Source organism: Desulfosoma sp., from assembly GCF_052743555.1.
On sequence record NZ_JBRAHS010000022.1, the window covers coordinates 36,900 to 43,135 of the forward strand.

Genomic DNA, 6,236 nt, shown 5'->3' on the forward strand with positions numbered 1-6,236 from the left:
GTGTTAAACCAGAGCAAAACCTTCTTCGGGAATTTCCAAAGGCGACTTGTCGCTGGTCATGATCGCTCGGGCCTTGCCAGGTGCCTGGGTGAGCACCTGGGTCATCCAGAACCTGGCGGAAGCGATCTTACCGGCGTAAAAGGCCGCACTGCGATTGGACGCCACTACCGCCTGCCGCGCCTTGTCATCCTTGGCCCCATGATCAGCGTAGATTTCAAACAGCTTGCGATCGGCAATGTAGGCCTGCCACAAGAGCAAGAGGCCCAGAGTGACATCGCCGAAGAGATCCAGGTAGGGTTTGGCGTAGAGGATGGGCACATGAAATTCGTCGGTCATCCCCTTCAGTCCAAAGAACTTGGTGACCTGAATGAGACTTTCGGCGGCTTCTTCGTAAATTTCAAGCACTTCCCGCATGCGGTAGTTCTTGCGGAACTTAGCCGTCAGTTCTGCGCTGAATTTGGCGGCGTTCTTGAACAAAAGGCCGCGCTTCATGGCGATCTTTCGACCCACCAGATCCAAGGCCTGAATGCCGTTGGTGCCTTCGTAAATAGAAGCAATCTTGCAGTCCCTCAGGAACTGATCCACCGGGTATTCCGAGGTGTACCCATAGCCGCCATAGACCTGCACCGCGGTTTCACAGACACGAAAGCCAAGGTCGCTGCCCATGGATTTGCAGATGGGAATCAGAAGATCCACATAGCCCTGGTAGAGGTCTCGCTCCTCGTCGGTTTCGGCCACCCGAACTCGGTCCAGGCAGTAGGCGGCCAAGTGCATGAGAGCCCGAAGGCCTTCTGTACTGGATTTCATGAACATGAGCATGCGGCGCACATCCGGATGATTGATGATGGCCACACGTTCAGCGCCCGGATCCTTCATCTTTTCCACCGGCGTTCCCTGAACCCGCTCCTTGGCGTACTGAAGCGCATGCAGATAGGCCGTGCTGGCATGGGCCAAGCCCTGCATGCCCACAAAGAGGCGGGCTTCATTCATCATGTCAAACATGATGCGCATGCCCTTGTTGGGTTCGCCCATGAGGAAACCCAGGCACTTGCCGTTTTCGCCGAAATTGAGCACGCAGGTGGCGGAACCGTGAAGGCCCATCTTGTGCTCGATGCCGCCGCAGTTGACGTCATTGTCCACTAGGTTGCCGTTGTCGTCCACGAGAAGGCGAGGCACAAGAAAGATGGAAATGCCCTTGGTGCCCTTGGGTGCGCCTTCGATGCGGGCTAGTACCATGTGCACAATGTTCTCCGTCAAATCGTGCATGCCGGAGGAAATAAAAATTTTTTGGCCTTCGATCTTGTAGGTGCCATCGCCCTGGGGCACGGCGCGGGTGCGTAAATTTCCCACATCACTGCCCGCTCCGGCTTCCGTCAGGCACATGGTGCCGCCCCATTCCCCGGAAAACATTTTGTACATGTACTTTTCCTGAAGCTCCGGCGTGCCGTACTTTTGCAGCAGGCGAGCCGCGCCGTGCGTCAGGCCGGGATACATGAGCAAAGCCCAGTTGGCGGCGGCGAAAAATTCCACGCAGGCATTGGACACCGTGAATGGAAAGCCCTGGCCGCCCACTTCGGGATCGTCGGCCATGGCCAGCCACCCGCCTTCGCAGTACAATCGGTAAGGCTGATGAAAGGATTCGGGCACCGTGACCAGACCGTTTTCAAAACGGCACCCTTCCTTGTCCCCCTTTTTGTTAGTGGGGTAGAATTCTTGTTCTGCAAGCTTTTCCGCCTGTTCCAAGGCCATATCAAACATTTCCTTGGAATATTCAGAAAAAAGAGGATACTTGCATAGGTCCTCGACGTTCAGTTGTTCATAAAGAACAAACTTGAGATCCCTCTCGTCCACAAGCAGCTTCATGATTTTTCCTCCTTGACCCATGTCCCAGAGCCGATTCCTTCCGTGACCGCCTGTGCGCCCCGGCGCCGCGGCAGCCTGCACGGATCACGTGTTCACGCCAGCCACGCGGGCTTTAACCTCAGGCACCCCAAGGCCGTTGACGAATAGATCCATCAAGGGTTCCGTCAGGGTCTCCAAATCATAAGGACGCCCTGCCAACACCCACGTGGACACCACTTCATCCAGAGTGCCGAAAATAAAACGCTTGACCAAGCTCAACGGCAGATCCTGCCGAAACACACCCTGCTGCTGGCCCTCACGGACCACATCACCCATGAGGTCCAAATAGTTCTTGAGTTCCACCTTTTTGTATTCGCGCATGAAACGACTGCTCTGGCGCAGTTCCACCTGCAGCACCGCCGCCAGTTCCGGATAGGCCTGAAACCCTGCCAAATGCATGGCAATGAGGCGGCGAAAGCGGGCGAGCGCGTCTTTCTCCCCGGCCAAAGCGTCGCGGAATTTCACGTTGATTTCCTTCATCTTTTCTTCAAAGATGGAAATCAGAAGGTCATCCTTGTTCTTGAAGTAAAGGTAGATGGTGCCGTCGGCCACCCCGGCCAGGCGGGCTATATCGGCCACTCGGGCCTGAAAGAACCCCTTTTCCGCAAAAACGGAAACCGCGGCATCCAAAATCCGCCGCCTTTTGTCGGAATTCCTGTGATGGCCGCGCTCGTGCGCCATGGTCTTTCGCTCCCGCTTGATCCTGAATGAATCGTCATTCATTACCTGCTTAAACTTTTCTCCCTTCTGCTGTCAAGGGAAAAAAACACCGCAGAAACTGCATAAGCCATGACCATACAGAAGCCTTGGGAATCCTCCAGGCTCAAGCACCGGCGGGTTTTTTAAAAACCGACCGTTGCTCACCACAGCTTGTGCAAGCCGGCCTTGGGGTCGGCTTTCCGCCGGCGTTTCGTGAGGCGTTTCTTGCAAAGGCTTGGTGAACAGGCAAAGATTTTGTAAGATAAATTTGGTTTTCAACAAGGCTATCCCTGGCTAAAGGATGGGTCATGGTCTGCGCCGAGGGAACCCCCAAGGGGCCCGGAAAACGCCTTTTGCTGTACATGCTCCATTGCGGTCTTGATGGAAAGCTGCTCCAGAAGATCTGCGCCCGCCATGGCTTGGACTTGGAAATCCGTCAATTTCCCAGGGAAGAGGCCTTTGCCTACCATATGCATCCGCAGTTGCCGACACCCGATCTCATCCTCATTCGCGGCCATTTTATTGAGCTTGTGCATGCGTGCGACAAAGAGCGCCACATTCCCTATGTGGTGGTTTCATCCAAGCTGAAGTACGGCAAGGGACAACCGGTGTTCATTCATGCGGACAAAGGCTACGGAACCCAGGAGACCCTGGCCGTCTACCACGCCATTGCACAGAAACTCAAAGAAATGACCGGTTACCGTCCACCCGCCATTCCCATGGAAGCCACTACCTCTTCCGAAGAGGCCACGGAGCAGGCTCCATGCTGAAAGTGGTCTTTCACGAGGCCTACATGGCGCGCTATCCCACAGGGGCCGTGGAAACGCCTGCTCGAGTGCGTTCCATCATGGGGAATCTGCAAGGATGCTACGAGGTGGTGGTGCCTCGGCCCGCTTCCAAGGAGGATCTTTTGCGGGCGCACACACCGGACCATCTCACCCAGGTGCAGCTGGAAGGCAAGGCCGTGTGGGAAGCGGCTGTCCTGGCTGCGGGGGGAGCCCTTTGCGCGGCACGGCTCACCGCCCAGACCCGACAGCCCGTCTTCGCCGCCGTGAGGCCGCCGGGGCACCATGCAGGCCGAAATCGTTACGGCGGTTTTTGTTTTTTCAACAACATGGCCGTCTCCCTTTTGGCCCTGCTCCACGACGGCACTGTGAAGCGAGCGGCCGTCATCGATTTTGATATGCATCGAGGCGACGGTACGGCGGAGATTTTTAATGGGGATTCCCGGTGTCTTTTCCTCGACGTGTCCTCGGCCGAAAAGGAATGTTTTGTCCAGAACATCGCCGGCTTTCTGGACGCTTTGCCTCTAGTGGACATCATTGGGATCTCCGCAGGCTTTGACATGCACCTCAAAGACTGGGGGGGATGCTTAAGCAACAGCGATTATCATCACATTGGCCGGCTTTTGGGTGAAACGGCGCGCCGAAAAGCCTTCGGGAGGGTTTTTGCCGTGCTGGAAGGAGGCTACATGCCCCATGAATTGGGCAAGGCCGTGTATGCCTTTTGTCGAGGTTTGGAAGGCAAAGAGTTGATTGATGTGACACCCATGACGAGGCCATGAGAGCACCGCATCGAGAACTGGAACAGCTCAAGCGCGAATTGAGCGGCCCACCGTCGGATTTCAGTGCCGCTTTTCTCAAAACCCAGGATCTGCGCCGCCTTATTCAGAAGTATGCAGATGTGGTGGACGAGGGCGCGGTGCGCCTTCTTGGAAAGATACTGACTCATCAGCCTTATCTGGCGCAAAAACAGGCCTATTTTCTCGCCCGAGAAACAACTTTGGCGCTTCAGGACCTTCTGGAAACATCTCCACGCCTGAACGTGGTGCGTCAGGCGCACCGGATTCTGGAACGGCTCTGTCTGGAACCCCACGGGGCGTGTCAGCGCGCGGCGTGCGAAGCCTTGGGGACGCTTGCCGTGCCCATGGCACCTCCGGATCTTCCCCTCGACATCGATCCGCACTCTGTGCCCGTCCTTTCTTGGCACGATGTCGTGAACCCCTGGGGAAGCGCAGACCCAGGAGGCCCTTGGCACGCCTGTGGTCGAAGCTTTTGGAAAACGGAGCCGAAAACGGGACGCCTCCTCGTCCTCAAAACCGCTCAAGAGCCCGAGAGCGCTCGCGCCCTATTTCGAGAAATCCAATGGATCCGTTTTCTTCACGACAATCCGATCCTGCGCTTTGAGGACAAGGCGCAACTCCCTGCGCCCCTGACACCCAACGGCTCTTGGCTGTGCCGTGTGAATCCCTTGCCGAAGGTCTGCCCGCCATACGGCAATGGATACCAAGACAAGCTATGGGCTATTGCCTTTTCGGCACCCTTGGCTTACTTCGACTATCCTAACCAGCCGGTACAAGGCCGCATGCTGCCCAAAGCGGCATTCCTGGCCGCCATGATACGCAGTGCCCGCATGCTGGCACGTCTGGCGTCCCGAGGGATCGTGCACACAGCACCCATTCCTCTGTTTCATAACCGTGTGCAAAGCCATCGCCGGGAAGACGGCGGCCTCTACCGGTGGCCTCGAGCCGGCCGGCTCGATCGGTGGCTGGCATCTTGCGATTATCCTAATTTCGGAGCCTCGGGCCTGCGGGACTTGGAACATTTGGAGCCGGCGGGGGCCAGCGGTGTATCCTTGTATGAACAGATGGGAGCTCATTTTCTCAGCTTTTTTCTCGTCTTCGGAAGTTATTTCAGGAACCGAGACCGGCGGCTTCGAGGTCTTCAGGCGAGCGGAACACCCGTGGATGTGCGGCATTGGTTTGACAAGCCATTTTTGATCAAACTCATTGAATCCATCTTTCGCGCTTATTACGAGGCTTTTACTGGTCATGAGGCGCCCATGGCCATCCTTGGGCACCTGGCGCCCTTGGTGGAACGCATGATCGAGGAAATGGGCGTAGACCGGCACATGGAAGAAATTCTTCGTGTGACAGACCAGCACGGCATGAGCGACGAAGAATTTTGGACCTTTTTGGAGGAGCGAGGGTATTCACGGGCCGAAGCCCGCCGGTACGTGCGCGGTCAGGAGGATGTGGTGCTCCTGACAGGGCCTCACCTCGGCGCTTTCAATGACCGTATCTCATTGCCCGAGATGATTCAGTTCGTGGGCGCCGCGGCAGCCCTGTGCGTCAGCGGGCGTTACTTTCACGAACACCATGGCACTGGAAACTTCGGCCTACGCGCCACTTAGTGGCCATCCAGCGCTTCCAAGGCGTCTCTGACCGAGCGAAGGAGGGCATCAAAGGCTTCGGACCGATAAGGGTCGATTCCACCGCAGCCAGCATCCCCCATTTTGTCAAAAACAAACTCTTTTTCCATGTACTCCATTAGCTGCCGAGTGGACCGAACGAGGCGTTGTACGGCATCTTCCATTCGTTACGCTCCCTTACCTCATTTAGAGAAACCAAGCCGAACCCGCACTGAAAAAGGAACCCATAAGGCCATCCTTAGGCAACCTCTTGGCCCAATCAAAGGCATCGGCACTTCGTATGGCCTTGACAACACCCGAAGGACCATGGTGCACAACGGATGGGTCCCCTTCAGGGATTTCTTGAAATCGGCGACGGTCCACACACACATCGTCCAAGCCTTTGGATCGAATCATCTGAAGATTGGCTTCCGTCGCCATCCCGG

General features: G+C 56.4%; 7 protein-coding genes. 3 read left to right on the top strand and 4 right to left on the bottom strand.

Annotated features, from left to right (window positions below; all coding sequences use genetic code 11):
- Positions 1-3 precede the first annotated feature (3 nt).
- Both ACUVSA_RS12940 and ACUVSA_RS12945 read right to left on the bottom strand, forming a co-directional pair.
- Positions 4-1,863 (bottom strand): acyl-CoA dehydrogenase, encoded by a 1,860-nt coding sequence (locus ACUVSA_RS12940; protein ID WP_445895136.1) that lies wholly within the window; start codon positions 1,861-1,863, stop codon positions 4-6.
- An 84-nt stretch (positions 1,864-1,947) separates the two neighbouring features.
- On the bottom strand, positions 1,948-2,583 hold the full coding sequence (locus ACUVSA_RS12945) for a TetR/AcrR family transcriptional regulator (RefSeq protein ID WP_445895137.1): 636 nt from the start codon (positions 2,581-2,583) through the stop codon (positions 1,948-1,950).
- A 326-nt stretch (positions 2,584-2,909) separates the two neighbouring features.
- Here ACUVSA_RS12945 and ACUVSA_RS12950 point away from each other — a divergent pair, with 326 nt between their 5' ends.
- Genes ACUVSA_RS12950 through ACUVSA_RS12960 form a run of 3 tightly spaced genes read left to right on the top strand, consistent with a single transcriptional unit; the run spans position 2,910 to position 5,793 of the window.
- Positions 2,910-3,371, top strand: coding sequence for a hypothetical protein (locus ACUVSA_RS12950; RefSeq protein WP_445893162.1), 462 nt, complete (start codon positions 2,910-2,912; stop codon positions 3,369-3,371).
- Positions 3,365-4,165, top strand: coding sequence for a histone deacetylase family protein (locus tag ACUVSA_RS12955; RefSeq protein ID WP_445893161.1), 801 nt, complete (start codon positions 3,365-3,367; stop codon positions 4,163-4,165). Before ACUVSA_RS12950 ends, ACUVSA_RS12955 begins: the two co-directional genes overlap by 7 nt.
- The gene (locus ACUVSA_RS12960; RefSeq protein WP_445895138.1) at positions 4,162-5,793 is read left to right on the top strand and encodes a SidJ-related pseudokinase; all 1,632 of its coding nucleotides are present in this window, start codon (positions 4,162-4,164) and stop codon (positions 5,791-5,793) included. The genes ACUVSA_RS12955 and ACUVSA_RS12960 overlap by 4 nt, the downstream gene beginning before the upstream one ends.
- Here ACUVSA_RS12960 and ACUVSA_RS12965 read toward each other — a convergent pair.
- Both ACUVSA_RS12965 and ACUVSA_RS12970 read right to left on the bottom strand, forming a co-directional pair.
- On the bottom strand, positions 5,790-5,975 hold the full coding sequence (locus tag ACUVSA_RS12965) for a hypothetical protein (RefSeq protein ID WP_445893159.1): 186 nt from the start codon (positions 5,973-5,975) through the stop codon (positions 5,790-5,792). The genes ACUVSA_RS12960 and ACUVSA_RS12965 overlap by 4 nt on opposite strands.
- 22 nt (positions 5,976-5,997) lie before the next feature.
- The coding region (locus ACUVSA_RS12970) for a hypothetical protein (protein WP_445895139.1) at positions 5,998-6,236 on the bottom strand (239 nt) is incomplete at its 5' end.

Excerpts from the sequence above, each read along its gene's own strand:
- ACUVSA_RS12945 (WP_445895137.1), bottom strand. The coding sequence starts at position 2,583 with ATGGCGCACGAGCGCGGCCATCACAGGAATTCCGACAAAAGGCGGCGG.
- ACUVSA_RS12955 (WP_445893161.1), top strand. The coding sequence starts at position 3,365 with ATGCTGAAAGTGGTCTTTCACGAGGCCTACATGGCGCGCTATCCCACA.
- ACUVSA_RS12965 (WP_445893159.1), bottom strand. The coding sequence starts at position 5,975 with ATGGAAGATGCCGTACAACGCCTCGTTCGGTCCACTCGGCAGCTAATG.
- ACUVSA_RS12960 (WP_445895138.1), top strand. The coding sequence starts at position 4,162 with ATGAGAGCACCGCATCGAGAACTGGAACAGCTCAAGCGCGAATTGAGC.
- ACUVSA_RS12940 (WP_445895136.1), bottom strand. The coding sequence starts at position 1,863 with ATGAAGCTGCTTGTGGACGAGAGGGATCTCAAGTTTGTTCTTTATGAA.
- ACUVSA_RS12950 (WP_445893162.1), top strand. The coding sequence starts at position 2,910 with ATGGTCTGCGCCGAGGGAACCCCCAAGGGGCCCGGAAAACGCCTTTTG.